Source organism: Zhongshania borealis (genome assembly GCF_039539625.1).
In the GTDB taxonomy this organism is placed as follows: Bacteria; Pseudomonadota; Gammaproteobacteria; order Pseudomonadales; family Spongiibacteraceae; genus Spongiibacter; species Spongiibacter borealis.
Window position 1 is genome coordinate 1,101,151 of the sequence record NZ_BAABDM010000001.1, and the last position, 16,175, is coordinate 1,117,325.

14 protein-coding genes and 3 tRNA genes are annotated in these 16,175 nt (G+C 49.5%); 5 read left to right on the forward strand and 12 right to left on the reverse strand.

Going from position 1 to position 16,175, the window contains the following annotated elements; all coding sequences use genetic code 11:
• Positions 1-30: 30 nt before the first annotated feature.
• The 4 genes from ABD836_RS05205 to ABD836_RS05220 all read right to left on the reverse strand — a co-directional run bounded on the left by ABD836_RS05205 (position 31) and on the right by ABD836_RS05220 (position 1,931).
• Positions 31-1,431, reverse strand: coding sequence for a hypothetical protein (locus ABD836_RS05205; protein ID WP_344933057.1), 1,401 nt, complete (start codon positions 1,429-1,431; stop codon positions 31-33).
• Between the two features lie 174 nt (positions 1,432-1,605).
• Positions 1,606-1,682, reverse strand: a tRNA-Asp gene (locus tag ABD836_RS05210).
• 77 nt (positions 1,683-1,759) lie between these two features.
• Positions 1,760-1,836 (reverse strand) — tRNA-Asp (locus tag ABD836_RS05215).
• Between the two features lie 19 nt (positions 1,837-1,855).
• Positions 1,856-1,931: transfer RNA gene (locus tag ABD836_RS05220), tRNA-Val, on the reverse strand.
• Between the two features lie 289 nt (positions 1,932-2,220).
• Here ABD836_RS05220 and queD point away from each other — a divergent pair.
• Together queD and ABD836_RS05230 are read left to right on the forward strand one after the other, a co-directional pair.
• The gene (gene queD / locus ABD836_RS05225; RefSeq protein ID WP_344933059.1) at positions 2,221-2,577 is read left to right on the forward strand and encodes a 6-carboxytetrahydropterin synthase QueD; all 357 of its coding nucleotides are present in this window, start codon (positions 2,221-2,223) and stop codon (positions 2,575-2,577) included.
• A 655-nt stretch (positions 2,578-3,232) separates the two neighbouring features.
• Positions 3,233-4,198, forward strand: a complete 966-nt coding sequence (locus tag ABD836_RS05230) for a porin (RefSeq protein WP_344933062.1) — start codon at positions 3,233-3,235, stop codon at positions 4,196-4,198.
• Between the two features lie 138 nt (positions 4,199-4,336).
• Here ABD836_RS05230 and ABD836_RS05235 read toward each other — a convergent pair whose 3' ends face one another.
• The 8 genes from ABD836_RS05235 to ABD836_RS05270 all read right to left on the reverse strand — a co-directional run bounded on the left by ABD836_RS05235 (position 4,337) and on the right by ABD836_RS05270 (position 12,810).
• Positions 4,337-5,374, reverse strand: a complete 1,038-nt coding sequence (locus ABD836_RS05235) for a zinc-binding dehydrogenase (protein WP_344933065.1) — start codon at positions 5,372-5,374, stop codon at positions 4,337-4,339.
• A 19-nt stretch (positions 5,375-5,393) separates the two neighbouring features.
• Entirely contained in the window at positions 5,394-7,550 is a 2,157-nt protein-coding gene (locus tag ABD836_RS05240; protein WP_344933067.1) for a PQQ-dependent dehydrogenase, methanol/ethanol family, read from the reverse strand.
• A gap of 126 nt (positions 7,551-7,676) precedes the next feature.
• Complete coding sequence (locus ABD836_RS05245; protein ID WP_344933069.1) at positions 7,677-8,258, reverse strand: lysophospholipid acyltransferase family protein; 582 nt, start codon at positions 8,256-8,258, stop codon at positions 7,677-7,679.
• Positions 8,259-8,378: 120 nt separating this feature from the next.
• Entirely contained in the window at positions 8,379-9,209 is an 831-nt protein-coding gene (locus ABD836_RS05250; RefSeq protein WP_344933071.1) for a crotonase/enoyl-CoA hydratase family protein, read from the reverse strand.
• Between the two features lie 2 nt (positions 9,210-9,211).
• Entirely contained in the window at positions 9,212-9,769 is a 558-nt protein-coding gene (locus ABD836_RS05255) for a nitroreductase family protein (RefSeq protein ID WP_344933073.1), read from the reverse strand.
• Positions 9,769-10,287 (reverse strand): SRPBCC family protein, encoded by a 519-nt coding sequence (locus ABD836_RS05260; RefSeq protein WP_344933075.1) that lies wholly within the window; start codon positions 10,285-10,287, stop codon positions 9,769-9,771. The genes ABD836_RS05255 and ABD836_RS05260 overlap by 1 nt, the downstream gene beginning before the upstream one ends.
• Before the next feature lie 131 nt (positions 10,288-10,418).
• Positions 10,419-10,841, reverse strand: coding sequence for a PilZ domain-containing protein (locus ABD836_RS05265; RefSeq protein ID WP_344933077.1), 423 nt, complete (start codon positions 10,839-10,841; stop codon positions 10,419-10,421).
• Positions 10,842-10,932: 91 nt separating this feature from the next.
• A complete protein-coding gene (locus ABD836_RS05270) occupies positions 10,933-12,810 on the reverse strand; it encodes a beta-ketoacyl synthase (protein ID WP_344933079.1) in 1,878 nt (625 codons plus the stop codon).
• Positions 12,811-12,901: 91 nt separating this feature from the next.
• Here ABD836_RS05270 and ABD836_RS05275 point away from each other — a divergent pair, with 91 nt between their 5' ends.
• The 3 genes from ABD836_RS05275 (at position 12,902) to ABD836_RS05285 (ending at position 16,150) form a co-directional block, all read left to right on the forward strand.
• A complete protein-coding gene (locus ABD836_RS05275; RefSeq protein WP_344933081.1) occupies positions 12,902-13,909 on the forward strand; it encodes a GlxA family transcriptional regulator in 1,008 nt (335 codons plus the stop codon).
• A 118-nt stretch (positions 13,910-14,027) separates the two neighbouring features.
• Positions 14,028-15,206, forward strand: coding sequence for a thiolase family protein (locus ABD836_RS05280; protein ID WP_344933083.1), 1,179 nt, complete (start codon positions 14,028-14,030; stop codon positions 15,204-15,206).
• Between the two features lie 110 nt (positions 15,207-15,316).
• Positions 15,317-16,150, forward strand: a complete 834-nt coding sequence (locus tag ABD836_RS05285; protein ID WP_344933085.1) for a CvfB family protein — start codon at positions 15,317-15,319, stop codon at positions 16,148-16,150.
• The last annotated feature ends 25 nt before the right edge of the window (positions 16,151-16,175 follow it).

Genomic DNA, 16,175 nt, shown 5'->3' on the forward strand with positions numbered 1-16,175 from the left:
CCTGACCCGACATTACAATTGATAACGCCACTAGCGCAGGGAATCACTGTGTTCGTGACAGCGATCGCTTTCACCCGGACGGAACAAGCGTGGTCGCATGATTTTAGGGATCGTCTCACCACAATACTGGCCATTGGCATCGCGATGTCGACAAATTGGCAGACGATAATGCGCCAGCCATTCGTGGTACTGACCACCAGGAACCTCGCAGCGTGAAGCAACAAACTCAAGAGGGTCGTTTAAATAAACCGGCATTTCTTCTTGCGAGATAACCAGATGCTCAACACCAGGATGGTATGCAACAAAGACCACACCTTTTTCCGACATTTGCTGTAGAAGCTGGTTGTCACTATTCAGCATCAAGCCTCGATTTTGCTCGCGCAGAATACTGAGCTCACGCCGTAAATCGACAATTTCTTTTGCGCGCGCATACAATTCGCGCTCACGCTCATGTATTGGTTCAGCAAGCTTCAGCGCCTGCTCCTTTAATTGCCGCTCCATACTTTCGGCGTATTCTGCCCGCAGTATCGCCACCTGCTGCTTATGATCACGGCCACCACGCTCCATCAGCGCTTCGATCTCTTCACTTTTTTGAACAACGAGCTGCTTGTGACTCCCAAGCTGAGCTTCGGCTTCTTTCACCCGCCTATTCAAATCAGCCAAATGCTGCTTCTGAGCCTTTATAACAGACTCGCGCTCGCGCAACTGGGTGGTCAAGTCCTCACCCTGCTGCTCTAGTTTGACCTGAAAGGCTTCCGCCTGCGTAAGCAAACTTAGGTTTTCTGCGCTGCGCCATGCCAGTAGCTTAGCGCGATACTTGCGATTAAATACGGGGCCGGAAGGACGTTTGAGCGCTTCCTTAGCGAGCTGCCGCTCAGGCCTCGATGCTTTCCCGCCCCCGACCGCCGCCACTGGTTCAGCAGCTGCGCTAGGTGAACTTGTATTAATAGGAGACTTAAAAAAATCGGCGACACCGGATTGTGGCGTATTCCGTGCGCTGCGATCGCTGATAATACCGAGGCGATTTCGCTCTGCGGCTGCGATCATTTTCTGAAAAGTAACACCCGAGCTCATCTCCGGATCCCACAACTGACGCCGGTACCAGGCCACAGGGCAGGCACTGCGGCAAGCCACTTTAATTGGGCCACCACCAAGATCTGGGCCAAAGCTAGCATGATCAAGCAAATGCCTAAGGGGAACATTCCAATTTCCCGTGACTCGGCCACGCGTATCAAAACTTATCGTAAAAAAAACGGCACCCAGAATCTTAAGCGTATCTTCAATTTGAACAAAAGCCGCCTGCACTTCGTCGCCAGCAAAATCCGGGACACCAACCACGTCATCCAAAACTGCTTCAAACTCAGCAAAAAACATTTCCTTAACGACATTGTCGTCCTTAAAGAAAACCACCGCTTCGGTTAATGCGCCCAAAGTGAACCTCCCAGCAATGCTAAATACTTAGCAACCAACACGGCTTATGAAAAACAACCGATAAGAAATCATTATAGGAAGACAATCAAGGGGCGGATAGTAAAACTGGTTTTATACAGGCAGGAATTTCGATTAACAGTAAATAAAGAATAAAAGATAGGCTTAACTAAGAGTTGGCGGACCGGACGAGACTCGAACTCGCGACCTCCGGCGTGACAGGCCGGCATTCTAACCAACTGAACTACCGGTCCAGTAACAGCATCAAACCTAAAACATGCTAGCCGCACCAATTAGGTAAGATTTTAAAAAGGAGGTCTAACAAAAAAGTTGGCGGACCGGACGAGACTCGAACTCGCGACCTCCGGCGTGACAGGCCGGCATTCTAACCAACTGAACTACCGGTCCGCATACTTTTACACGATAATGGTGGGTGATGACGGGATCGAACCGCCGACCCTCTGCTTGTAAGGCAGATGCTCTCCCAGCTGAGCTAATCACCCTTCTCATCAATCGAGTGAGGCGCATTCTACAGCAACCACTCCCCCTGTCAAACACTGAGGAGAAGTTTTTTACATTTTCTTTAAAAAAAAGCTATAACACTGATTTTGCTCATTTTTTATACAGAAAATAGGCAAAAATCTGCATTCAAATACCACGCCCCAAACAATGAGCTAGCGCCGCGCTGTACAGCAAGGCCAGAGCTGATTACCATTGGCGCAAAATTTAGTTAGGCAACGCCTTCTAGCACACCACCCCTCTTACTGACCCGCCAAGCCACCGGAGCGCCACGTGGAAATATACAAAGACTTCACCTTTGAAGCAGCCCACTTCCTTCCCAATGTACCCGCCGGTCATAAATGCGGGCGACTCCACGGCCACAGTTTTTTAGTACGCCTATATATAGCAGGTGATATTGACGCTCATACCGGCTGGCTGATGGACTTCTCTGAAATAAAACAGATTTTCAAGCCAATATACGAACGATTGGATCATTATTACTTAAATGAAATACCCGGCCTCGAAAACCCAACAAGTGAGAACTTGGCAATTTGGATTTGGCAACAATTAAAACCCAGCTTGGCCGCACTAAGTCAGGTCGAAATCCGGGAAACCTGCACTAGCGGGTGCATTTACAGCGGCGAGTAATTATTCAGCTTGCACCAGCTTCGAACAAATATCTGAGTAACTTTTCGCATAAGGGAAAATACGTAACACGTTACATTATTAAACTCTTGACGTAACACTTATTCACAGATAGGCGTTCGCGTCATCAAATCCACCACTTAAGCAATAATATTTAATACGAATACTTCAAAACTTAACTAACCCATTGTTTTATATACATTTTATTAAAATGACTATTTTTTGAACAATTTGTTAAGGTCCCGATAAGCTCTCCGTTTCAAGGCAGTACTTACAAGTTACCCACCAACTTATCCACAGATACTGTGGACAAGTCAGGGCAAATATTATTCCGCGCAGCGTTACCATAAGAAAAGCGTTAGATCTGCACCCGTATTTAAAACATCCGCCTAAATGCAATACTTTTTGCCATATATTTTTACTAAAACCAAAAATATCTACGCTCCTTGGACTATGCTGCGAATAAGCAATTTCCGGGAGTCACTTATTTGAAATATTAATGTAGCAATAACGTCACAAACTCCAGCCATTGTCATATTACTGTCATAAACACCCCCCACAATGGCCGCAGCCCAGAAGGTCGTGAGATCAATAATTGAGTCCACCCCCTTAATAGAAGGCTCACCACTTAACCTATTTAGTATGCGGAGAGAGATTAATGAAGCGTCTGTTATTACCAGCAAGTATCTTACTCGCCAGTGGCGCCCAACTAGCCCATGCGGACCTTAGCTTTTATGGTAAAGCCAATGTCTCTTACCAGCGTACAGAAATGGAGCTGAATGGCACTGAGCAGTGGGAACTCAACAGCAATGCCTCACGCGTCGGCTTAAAGGGCTCCACGCCTATTCAAGACTCTGGGTTTACCGTTATCTATCAAGCCGAATATGAAATAGCTGTCGACAGCGGCTCAACTGGCAGCGAGACCTTTAAGCAGCGCAACACCTTTGTTGGCATTAAAGGCAATTTCGGTACGGTGAGCGCAGGCCAATTCGATACAGCCACTAAGCTGTTAGCCAAGAAGGTCGACCTTTTCAACGATCTGGCGGTAGCTGACATCAAAAACATCATGGAAGGTGAAAATCGTCAAAAGAACATCATCCAATACTCAAGCCCAACAGTTCTTGGTGGACTGAGTTTCACCGCTGCGGCCTCTCCTGGCGAAAATCGCGACACCAATGAAGATAACACCGCCGACGGCAATGTTTTTTCCGTAGAATACCGAACCAAGCAGTTTCTATTAGCACTTGCGCACGACACTGATATTGGCGGCTACGATACTACCCGCGGCGTTGCCACCACTAGCCTAGGCCCCGTCGATCTGGGATTGCTGATTCAAACGGCGGAATTAGCCGATGACAGCGATGCAGAGCAAGAGGACAGCACTTTGATCAGCGCTGCATTCAATGCCAGCGATGTATGGGTATTTAAGGCGCAGTATGGCGTAGCGGAAACCGAACTGGCGACTGGCGACCAAGAGAAAATCCAAGCCGCTATCGGCGCTGATTATAAAGTAAGCTCAGAACTTACCATCTTCGCCTATGCCGCCCAAGTCGAAACAGATACGGTTGGCACTGAAAGCACCACCGACAGTACCGCAGGCGCGGGTATTTGGTTTAAATTCTGAAATAGCCCTGCAAAGAAAAGCCCCGCTAGGCATTACCTAGCGGGGCTTTTCTTTTTAAACATCGAACCACGCAGGCACTCTCTCACAGCAACATTTCCGAGCTTAAACACTATCGCCCCAAAACCGTAGCGCTAAGTCCTAGCGCGTACAATCCAACACGACCTTGCCAGCGATATCACCACTATCCAAGCGCCGATGAATCTCGACTATATCGTCCAAGCTAGCGCACTCAGCAATAGCGGGATGCAATTTCCCGTCCGCGAGCAATTGGAACAACGCGGCGAGATCTTCTTTAAAATCGTTTGGATAACGCTTGCGACGCGTTTGAATATTATAAAAGGACGAAGATTTGCCATCTGGCAACAATCGCCACAACAGCAGCAATTTTGAAAAGCCAAGCAGCAATTGCGGCACAGTTTCCTGCCCGGTAGTCAGCTGAAGCGCGCCGAAAGCAACTAAACGACCGCCTTTTCGTAAGCAATGATAAGACACAGACCAACTTTGGCCACCAAGAGTATCAAACACAGCGTCCACCCCGCCCGGCGCCAACTGCGCAACACGCTCACTAACGCTCTCGTTGCGATAATCGATAAACTGCGCACCAAAGCCCTCTATCAAGGCTTTTTTGGCTTGCGACCCCGTGCCAATCATCTCCAGCCCAAGTAGCGCACCCAACTCAAGTAAGGCGCTACCGACCGCGCCACCAGCGGCATGAACCAAGCAGCGCTGCCCACGCTGCAAGTGAACTTCACGAGTTAACATTTGATAGGCCGTGGTATAGGACAAAATCATACACACAGCCTCGGCGGGATCTAAGCCAGAGGGCGCGGCAACCAATTGGTCTGCCGCTACACAGAGGTATTGGCTATAGCCACCAATTACCGGCATATCTGCCACGCACTGGCCCAGCTCTACGCTCGACACCCCTTCTCCTAACCTATCTACCACACCAAACCAATCATAACCGAGGGTAAACGGCGGCTTGTCTTTGACACCAGGATATTGCCCCTGACGAATAATTGTGTCGGTAAAACCAGTGCCTGCACTTAAGACCCTGACTCTTACCTGGCCCGGTGCAGGCTCAGGCAAACTTGCCTCGGTCACAATCCGCAACACCTCTGGGCCACCCAGCGCAGTAAGCTCTACTCTTTTATACATATTTTCCTCAATTGGCATAAAACCGACGCCAGCTGATTTACATTATCAAACCGATCAACTGAGCGATCAGCGAGAAGAACCACGTTTTAACGCCTACCCACCAATCTGATTGCGCCCGTAATTCCTTGTCAACATTCGCACGTTCCAAAATAAAAGCATGAATAGCATAGGCGTCGTCCTCATTCAGCACATCGCCAAAACCGACCATACCGGCTTTACTCATTACGCCATCAAGCACAATTGCATTAAAACTATTATGGAAAGCTGTTGGCAAATGGCGCAGATCTGGAATCGCACCATTAGAGATCGCCTCAGTGCCATGACAGGCATTGCAATAGGCGTAATACAGGCCGCGTCCTTTTTCTAAAATCGCTTCGTCATTTGTTAAGCGCGCCGGCGGTTCATGCAACTGTTTAATCGGGTTTTCAGGCAGTGCGCCGTTGGCCCCCAATTTAAAGGTCAACACCCGGCTAGGTGGCGGCGTCACTTCCCGCTCCAAGCCCGCGATCAAACCAAAAGCACCACCCCAACCAGCGAGAATCGTTACATATTGTTCGCCGTCGACGGTATAGGTCACCGGGGGAGCCATGACGCCGGTTTTAGCGGCAAAGGACCATAGTTTTTCACCGTTGTCGGCCCGGAACGCGAGTACTTCACCGTCAGCAGATCCCTGAAAGACCAAGCCACCAGCAGTAGCCAAAACCCCGCCGTTCCACGTTAGTTTATGTGAGACCTGCCATGCAGCCTCCTGCTTTACTGGGTCCCACGCCAACAATGTGCCCTGGGTAATTTTGCTCGTCAGTAGTTGCGACAATATCGGGTCAGCCACCGCCGGCTGCTGCAAATATATGCCAAGATTCCATTGGCCCCATTGGTGGAGATACTCGTCCACCGAATTGTATTCAAAAAGGCTGCTAATCGCCGGGATATAAACTAGGCCAGTTTGCGGGCTATACGCCATTGCCTGCCAATTATGGGCCCCCATCGATGAGGGTCTAATCAATTCCGGTGCATCACGGTAACGCGCTTTGTCAGTTTCCACTGGCCGGCCCGTTGCCATATCGTAATGGCTGGCCCAATTTACCTCGGCATAGGGCTCGGCCGATAAGAGCTTGCCGGATTGACGGTCTATAACAAAGAAAAAACCATTTTTTGGCGCATGCCAAATAACTTTGCGCTGCTCACCCGCCACATCCATATCGGCCAGCATAATATGTTGGGTTGCAGTGTAATCCCAGGATTCAGCGGGGGTTTCCTGATAATGCCAAATATACTCGCCGCTATCAGGGTTTAGTGCCACTATCGATGACAGATAAAGATTGTCACCACCCTCAGGACTGCGTATTTTTGCATTCCACGGCGAACCGTTGCCCACCCCGATGTAGAGCTGATCTAAGTCGTCATCATAAACGATGGAATCCCATACCGTGCCACCGCCACCGTACTCCCACCACTTTCCGGTCCACGTTTTCGCCGCCCTCGCCATAGCCTCGTTTTCAAAGCCATCAGCGGGGTTCGCTGGAACGGTATAAAATCGCCAAAGCTGCTCACCGGTATTAACGTCATAGGCACTTACATAGCCGCGAACACCATATTCAGCGCCACCATTACCAATAAAAACCTTACCCTTAGCTACCCGAGGTGCGCCGGTAATGGTATAGGGATAAGCGCTCAAATCTGCGGTAGGCGTTTCCCATAGCACACTGCCGCTGACAGCATCTAAGGCAATAAGTCGTGCATCGAGGGTACCAAAAATAATTTTCCCCTCATAAACGGCAACCCCGCGATTGACCACGTCGCAGCAAGCCATCTTTGCCCACTCTTTCGGTACCTTTGGGTCGTATTTCCACAACAAACGTCCATCCCGAGCGTCCAGGGCATAGACAACGCTCCAATTGCCAGTTACGTAGATCACACCGTCTACCACGATCGGTGTAGCTTCAAGCCCACGATTGAACTCCGTGTCAAAAGCCCAGGCCAAGCCAAGCTGATTGACATTGCCAACGTTAATTTTATCTAACTCACTATAACGCTGTTCTTTGTAATCTTTCCCGTAGGACAACCAATTTGCACTGTCATTACGGCTAATAATCGCGGTATCGACGTCGCTAACCGAACCAGCATTGGCAGTAAATGAGCTAAATAAAAGCACGGCCGTTGCCAAAAGCCCGGCAAAACCAAAGAGCGTTTTCATCGCAATTCCCAGTGATCGTTATTATTAAAGAATGAGTTACGCGCGCAATGCCGATGGACTGCGCGCCACATATATTATTATTGATTATGGGGTGAAATTACCTACGCCAAACTCAGTAGAGACAGTTCACTCGCTATGCGATTTGAAGCCTTTCTTATCCGCGTAAAAAGCTCTTATCTCAACAATGTCCTTGTCGTAATCGCCACTGGGATGAAATGCCGGCCCCATTCCGACCACTTTTAAATTAGTATCGACATAGGCCAAATAAATCGGCACCCCCGCGCCAGCAGCAATATGATAGAAACCGGCTTTCCAGTGATTTACCTTGCTGCGAGTTCCTTCCGGAGTAATGATCACAACCAACTCATCGCGCTCATTAAAGTTACTGACCATCTGTTCAACGGTATTGTGCGCTTTTCTTCGATCAATACCGATACCGCCAAACCAACGCATCAACGCACCTAATGGCCCCGCCGGAAACAAGGTGTGCTTGCCGATCCAATGTACATCGAGGCCCAAAATAAAAGAGGCCGCCATCATTGTCGGAAAATCCCAATTGCTGGTATGTGGCGCAGCTATCAGTACATATTTCTTATCAGGGGGCTTTTTACCCTCAATGCGCCACCCTTTCAAACGAGTAAGCGCAATAAAGACCAAGCGGAAAAAGCCACTCACTAATGGCGTTTTAAAAATAGTTCGAGTTTGCATTAAATAAGTAAGCCTAAACGCAATGGCAAATTAACCAAGCGACACGTTGAATTCAGGGAAATACCAAATAGCTCAGTTCACACGAAAACCGAGCTGGTTAGCAGTGTAATTAAATTATTATTAATCTTTAAAGTCAGCTAGCTTGCCTTCACTACTCGCGCCAATCGCCAACATTACATCTTCAAAGCTGAGCATCCCCGCATTCCAAGTCGCTTGGTAATTTAGCGCATCGGCAACACTGTGATCACGGGTATACAGCAACATCTGCTTAGTGCCGCGGATCGCCAGCGGTGACTTGCGTGCGATATTCTGAGCGAGTTCAGAAACGGCTTCAATCATCTCCTCGTAGGAGTCATAGGCGTGATTAACCAAGCCTATTTTTTCAGCTTCAGCACCGTAAACATTGCGTCCAGTATACGCCAGCTCTCTAACAATTCCCTGGGGAACAATATGCGGCAAACGCTGCAATGTTCCAACATCCGCAACCATACCGATATCAATTTCTTTTATTGAAAATTTCGCGCCCTCACAGCAAAAACGCATATCGCAAGCGCTGACGATATCAACACCGCCACCGACACAGCTGCCCTGTATGGCCGCGATTACGGGCTTGCGGCAACGCTCTATCGCGGTAAGATTCCCCTGTAGGCGCAAAATTACCTTGCGGAACTGCTCAATAAACCGCGACTTTTCCAGACCTTCAGCACTCTGACCTAGGCTAGCAAACATCGCCAAATCTATACCTGCGCAGAAGTGCTTCCCCTCACCGCACAACACCACGGCGCGCACACTAACCTCGTCATCTAACCATTCAAAACAGCTTTGGATTTCATCCCACATAGCCTCATTCATGGCATTCGCTTTTTCTGGGCGATTTAACGCAACCCAAGCAACGTGTTCTTCTAATCGCACGGCTAAAGTGGTGTACGACGGAGGGTTTACAGTATTCATTATTAGCTCCAAACTTTTATAAAATCGCTTACTTCAAGAGTAGGCAGCGGCTTGGCTCGGCCATCGCGACTGCCAATATACAGAAAACCCGTTATCTCTTCATTGACTGATAGTCCTAAGCCAGTCTTTACATGAGAATCGAAAGCATTTGCCCCTGTGCGCCAAATACCGGCATAAGCCATGGCTTCCGCGGCCAGCAAAATACCGTGTGCCGCACATGCTGCCGACATTTGCTGCTCTATGCGTGGGACTTTAGGATGTTCTTGAAGACAGGTAATAACCACAATAATTAGCGGCGAGCGCAGCGGTTGTTGGCGAAAACGAGCAAGTTCAACCTCACCGAGCGTCGGATCCCGGAGCAAGGCAGCATCCGCAAACAAATCGCCTAAGGCTGTTAAGCCGTCACCACGAATCGACAAAAATCGCCATGGCCGTAAACGGCTGTGGTCAGGTGCACGAAGCGCGGCCGCAATTAGCTCGCTTAGTTCATCATCACTTGGTGCGGGTGCTACAAGCTTGGCAGCAGAATTACGGTTTTTAAGTAGATTCAAAGCATCCACTAGACTTCTTGCCTCGCACCAGCGCGCAACTGTTTTAATTGTGCATCGCCCACCGCTTCGCCCGACTCGTAAAACTGCTTCATGCTAATCGCCACATCGCGAATGACACCGCGGAACACTTTATGCAGCATCCGCTCATATAAAAACCGACCAACTGGGCCCCAGCGCATATCAAAAACGAGGCTGGTCGTTAGCGCAGTCCGACTATGACCAGCATCTTCTATTCGGTAGCGAAAATTAGCTTGCTGAAATGGCGCCGGCGCACCCTTCTCGCCTTTGTGAAGGCGAATAACGAAGCCATGCCCCTCATTCCATTCGGTCACGGTTTCATCCATACCTTTGCCAGAGCGCTGGTAGACACGCCGGCTTGCACCCAAACCCTCAACCTTCTCAGTGGTTATCTCAGTGCGGGTAATCCCGGGTACGTAGTTGTGGGCCAGAGACAAGTCTTTTAATAAAGTCCACGCCTCATCCTTGGGTAAATCAATAACTACGCGAGCCGTTGCCTCGTGCTTCATGGCTGTATTTCCTTAAGCAAAAAAAATCCCCCGACGCGGCGGGGGATATATTCAACCATGATTTCTATGCTCTGTCTTGAGCAAAAACGCCTGAGCGGCAGCCCGAGGCAGAATATTTTCAGTGAAAACTTCTAATCAAGTGGAAATAGGCGGTCAAAATCTGCCGCATAACGAGAAATCCATTCACTCGCGGCCTCTTCACTTGTCAGGAACCGCCCCTCTAAAGTCTCTACTTCGCGCCGATAATGCTCAATTTGGCACAATTGTTCGACCATTTTGGCCCTAAACGCGTCTTTTCCGGCGTGAAACTGTATACCGAGCTGGTATTTATCTCGTTTAGGTCTGCACCACATTACAGTGCCTCGGCCACTGGATTCATCTGAAACCGATGGCACGTAAAACTCCACCCGGCTTCCGGCCTTTATCTCACGAGCGACTACACAGGACAATCCGGCCACGCTCACATCTTGCAGATGCGCCTGACGCGAACCGGTTTCACTTAGTATTTTCACCGCCAGCGGAATATCACTGGGATGACGAACGAATTCTCTCATGATAGAAACTGCCTTTTACCGCTTGTATATGTCTATTAATACATATGCCAACCACAAGCTATATCAGTATTTTCCCTGAGGACACGCCCTCCTAACCCTTATTATTCAACCACTTCGCAAAAGGCGACTCTAGTTTAAGGTCTATCTTCGAGGCCCATCCTTTAATGCCAATGCCATCTCGGTCCATATCCAAATCTTCGCCATCTAAGACATTTTCACCAAATTTATACAATGCACTAAAACCGGTTTCACAGGCCTTATCGTCATAGACAGCAGCCTTTGCCTGACTTTCTTCCTGACGTTGCATATAACCATGCCAGGCTTTAGCGCCATGCCGTCCCTGTAATAATTTTTTACTTAAATTAGGCGACAACAGGGATACCGAGGCATTATTTCCGCCAAAGCCCTTAGCATTCAAGATTGCAACATCCAGACTGTCCGGCTCTACCTCTATGTGCGCTTTTTGCAATTGCAAGTTACTGCAATGAACATCGTCGGCAATATGGTCAATGGTGCCGATACCAGGAATAATATTGTCATTCCAAACCCCTAAGCTGGCAATTAGTTGGTCGCCTGAAGCCGCGCCAATACTATGGCCTAAATACGCCTTAATAGCCGCAACCGGCCACTTTTCGATACCGAAGGTTTTCGCAACTTCATTCAAGATATGGGACTCTGACACCCTGTTCTGCGGGGTACTGGTGCCGTGCGCCTGCACAAAGCTGCGGTGCTTAATAGCCTCATCACCAATAATACCTGCCGCCGCCGCCATCGCCTTGGCAACGGTAAAGTAGTTCCCCACCCCAGGAGAAGAAATCGATTTTTTATAGCCGTCAGCGTTAATAAACACATCAGGTACTGAACCGTGAATTTGCGCACCCAATTCCATGGCCAAATCATCGTCAAAGAGCACAATAAACTGCGCGGACTCGGACACTGTAAAACCGCAGTTACTGCTAAAAGGCCGACTGGCACGACGATAGTCCGGCTCGCTCAAACCTTTGCTCGCATCCAATTTTAACAACTCAACGTCAGAGGCTAAGGCGCCCATGGTGTAATAGCCGTCAATCACCCTAGGGTCTACACCGGACTCAGCGACACCCACCACCGCAACGCGAACACTACCGTTACGAATCTCATTTACTGCTTGGCGTAGGTTATAAAAGAAGGTTGCACACGCACCAAGACTCGGACTACTTGTGCCAACATTGCCCAACACATAGGCGCTCACAAAATCCGCCGGCATATCCGCTAGTCCTAGCGCCAAGTTTTTAGAACTAACACGGCCACCGTTCGCTCTAGCCGACAACAAACCGCCAAAGCCATTATCATCAAGCTGCGCCATAGCTGAGCTTGCATACACCCCCATCTGATCGGGTTTTATACGATCCATCACCGCCTGCCACTCTATTCCCATTGCGTTCAGTGCATCGGAAATACCACAAATTGCCAGCTGCAGGCCACGAGGATGATTACGCGATGCATATAAAGCGGCGGGATCGAAGCCTGTTGGAAACTGGCCTGCCGAAGACACTTCAATTTTACGGGTGGTTGGCAATAAAATATCGCAGCCGTTGTGGATACTGACAGACACTTTACCGCTACCCAAATCGACTACCGACCATCCTGCGGGAAGCGTCTCTGGCAGGTCTCGTGTCCTCGTTACAAATTGCAAATCTCCATTCGCGCCATTCAAGGCCATGCGTCTATTCCACGGCACCTGATCGGTATCAAATATATTCCCTTCAATCTTGCGAATAAGTGTGTGATCTAAGATATGACGGCGCGCGGTTTCATCATCGGCTGCCGCTGGTGGCAGCCCCATAATCGCTGATAAACTCCGGTAGGTTCGCGCTGCCTTGTCCGGAGACAACGCGTCAATCACCGTACGGCGATAACCGTGATGAAATGAGCTGCGACCAGCAGGATTAATACCACCAAAACCAACAATTACGGGAAGCTTACTCACACCTATTCCTTATCTATCGTGATCACCAAATCAGCCTGCAGTCTATCGGTATTGAGCCACTTGAAATATGATGTAACGGCCAGAAAATGAGATGATTACGCCAGATATGAAACGAGTTGCCCTTTTAGCATTCCATGACGCACTAGCGACCAGTATCAGCCTCCCCATGGAGCTATTAACGGCGGCCAATAGTGTTTCACGGTCAAACAAGCGTAAACCGTTAATTGAGATCCATGTCGTCGGTCTCGATGCCGCACCAATTAGAGTCTCTGGTGGCATGGAAATTGTTCCGAGCGTCGAATTTGACAAATACGCTGACTACGACCTTATCATTATCCCCAGCCGCTGGCGGCACCCCCACCGCGACGCGCCTACTCGGCCAGAAATTCAGGCCTGGTTAAAAAAACATGAGCAGCGTGGTGCTGATATATGTGCCGTGGGAAACGCGAGCTATTTTCTTGCTGAGGCGGGATTACTCAATAAACGCGTTGCCACAACACACTGGCATTACTTTGATGATTTTGCCGCACGCTATCCACAAGTGATACTGCAGCGCGACTACCTCATTACCCAAGCCGACAACCTTTTCTGCACTGGTAGCGTTAATTCAGCTGCCGATTTAGTCATTCACTTAATAGACCGCTACTGGGGCGCCGGTATTGCCCGCCGTGTGGCGCAGCAATTTTCGCCAGAAAGTCGCCGCCCTTTCTCGCGCAATAGTTATCGCGTAGATCGCAGCGATTTGCATCGCGATGAAACCATCGCCCTTGTCCAAAACTGGTTGGCGCGGCACATCAGCGAAGCCTTTAACATCAAGGATCTCGCTCGCCAAAGCGGCCTAAGTGAACGCAGCTTTCACCGCCGTTTTCGGCAAGTCACCGGCCTGGCACCCCTGCAATACATGCAAAAAATGCGCATGGAATTAGCGCAGGATCTGCTGCAGAACAGCAATTTGTCGGTAGAGGAAATTGGCCAGCAATGCGGTTACAACGACAGCAGTTATTTTTGCCGTTTGTTTAAGCATCACTGCACCACGAGTCCAGGTGAATACCGCCGTGCCGTGCGTCACAAGTTATTTGAGGTAAACAAACAAGAATAGTTAAAATTGAAAAAACAGGCAATTTATGGCCTAATGCGCCTCGATTTACACGCCACACTCATCGCCTGTTCCACCAGCTAACAAAGCAATTTGAACAGCACTTACGAGGAAAACACCCATGTCTGATTCCGTCTATATTGTTTCCGGAGCCCGTACCCCAATGGGCAGTATGCTGGGCTCACTCAGCGCAATGACCGCCGTTGAGCTTGGCACAACGGCCATTGCTGAAGCCGTAAAACGCGCTAGCATCGATCCAGCGAAAATTGACGACGTTATTATGGGCTGTGTGTTAGCCGCAGGCCTAAAGCAGGGTCCAGCACGCCAAGCCGCCATTATGGCCGGCATTCCCCAGTCAACCGGCGCCGTTACCGTTAATAAGCTTTGCGGTTCTGGGATGCAAGCAACTATCTACGCGCACGATCAAATTAAAGCAGGCAGCTACGACATCATCGTTGCCGGCGGCATGGAAAGCATGACAAATGCGCCGCACATCGTACTCAATGCCCGCAAAGGTGTTGGCACCGGTGGTAAAGGCTTTGAAGACCATATGTTCATTGACGGACTACAAGACGCTTACACCGGGCGCATGATGGGCAGTTTTGCCCAGCAAACCGCCGATGACAATGAGTTTACCCGCGAGCAAATGGATGCCTATGCCATTGAATCGCTGACCCGCGCCCGCACGGCGATTGAAAACGGCTCACTGAAAGCCGAGACCGCGCCAGTGACTGTCAAAACCCGTAAGGGCGAAACAGTTGTGACGGATGACGAACAGCCACTGAATGCGTCTATCGAAAAAGTGGCTACTTTACGCCCGGCATTCTCCAAGGACGGCACCATCACTGCCGCCAATGCCAGCTCCATCTCCGACGGCGCATCAGCAATGGTCCTGATGGGTGAAAAAGCCCTTAGCGAAACTGGCGCTAAGCCACTGGCACGCATTGTTGCTCACAGCCGTCAATCACTTGAGCCTTCACTGTTCACTACCGCACCTGTTGGCGCCATGCAAAAAGTATTGGCAAAAGCAGGTTGGAGTAAGGATGACGTTGACCTTTGGGAAATCAACGAAGCCTTTGCGATGGTATCGATGCTCGCAATCCGTGACTTGGAGCTAGACCACGCCAAAGTCAATGTTCACGGCGGTGCTTGTGCGCAGGGTCACCCAGTTGGCTCAACAGGCGCACGTATTATCATCAGCTTAATTTATGCCTTGCAGCAGTACGGTAAAAAGCGTGGCGTTGCCTCACTCTGCATCGGCGGCGGCGAAGCCCTCGCGGTAGCAATCGAGTTAGTTTAAGTTTTGATGGCGGCCAGCGCCTGCTGGCCGCCTATTAGTCACACTTCCCAGCTGTACTCAAATTGCAAGTCGCACTAGACTGGCTACTTAAAACTCCGAGGAATAATTCAATGCCCGATATTGGTCGTGTTAATCGGCTTACGGTCAGCCGCCAGTCCCCAGCCGGTTTTTACTTGGATGGTGGCAAGCTCGGCGACATCTTCCTAAGCAGGAAGAATGCCCCGGAGAACTGTGAAATTGGCGATGTTATTGACGGTTTTATTCACCACCACAGTGACGGCAGCTTAATTGCCAGTAGTAAAACGCCCCTTGCGCAACTCGGAGACGTTGCCATGCTAAAGATTTCGCAAATTAATGACACCGGCGCCTTTCTGGACTGGGGCTTAGATAAAGAGTTATTACTACCCTACGCGGAGCATATGGGCGAACTCACCGCAGGTAAAAAAGCACTCGTCAAAATTTACCTCGACAAAAGTTATCGTATTGTTGCGTCAATGAAACTCGATGAGTTTATCGAAGACACTGCGCCGCACTTAGCGCGTGGCCAGCGTTTCACCGTCATCGTTGCAGGTAAAACTGAACTCGGCTTTAAAGCGGTTATCGACAACGAATATTGGGGCCTGCTCTATGATAGCGACCTGATTCGCCCACTGCGTAAAGGTGAGAAAGTCACCGCTTATGTTAAGAAAGTCCGTGACGATGGCCGTATCGACCTCAGTATTCAACCGATTTTGACCAGCGGCCAAGGTGATGTCGGCGCCAAAATTATTGCCCAGCTCGAAGCCAATGATGGCTTTCTCGCTGTTGGCGATAAAAGTCCACCAGAAGCAATCTATAGCCTGTTTGGCGTAAGTAAAAAAATCTTTAAACAAGCCATTGGTCGACTATACAAGCAAGAGCGTATAAGCATCGAAGCTCAAGGTATACGCTTATTCAAACCGTAACCATCACTCACTACTCTAAACAGGG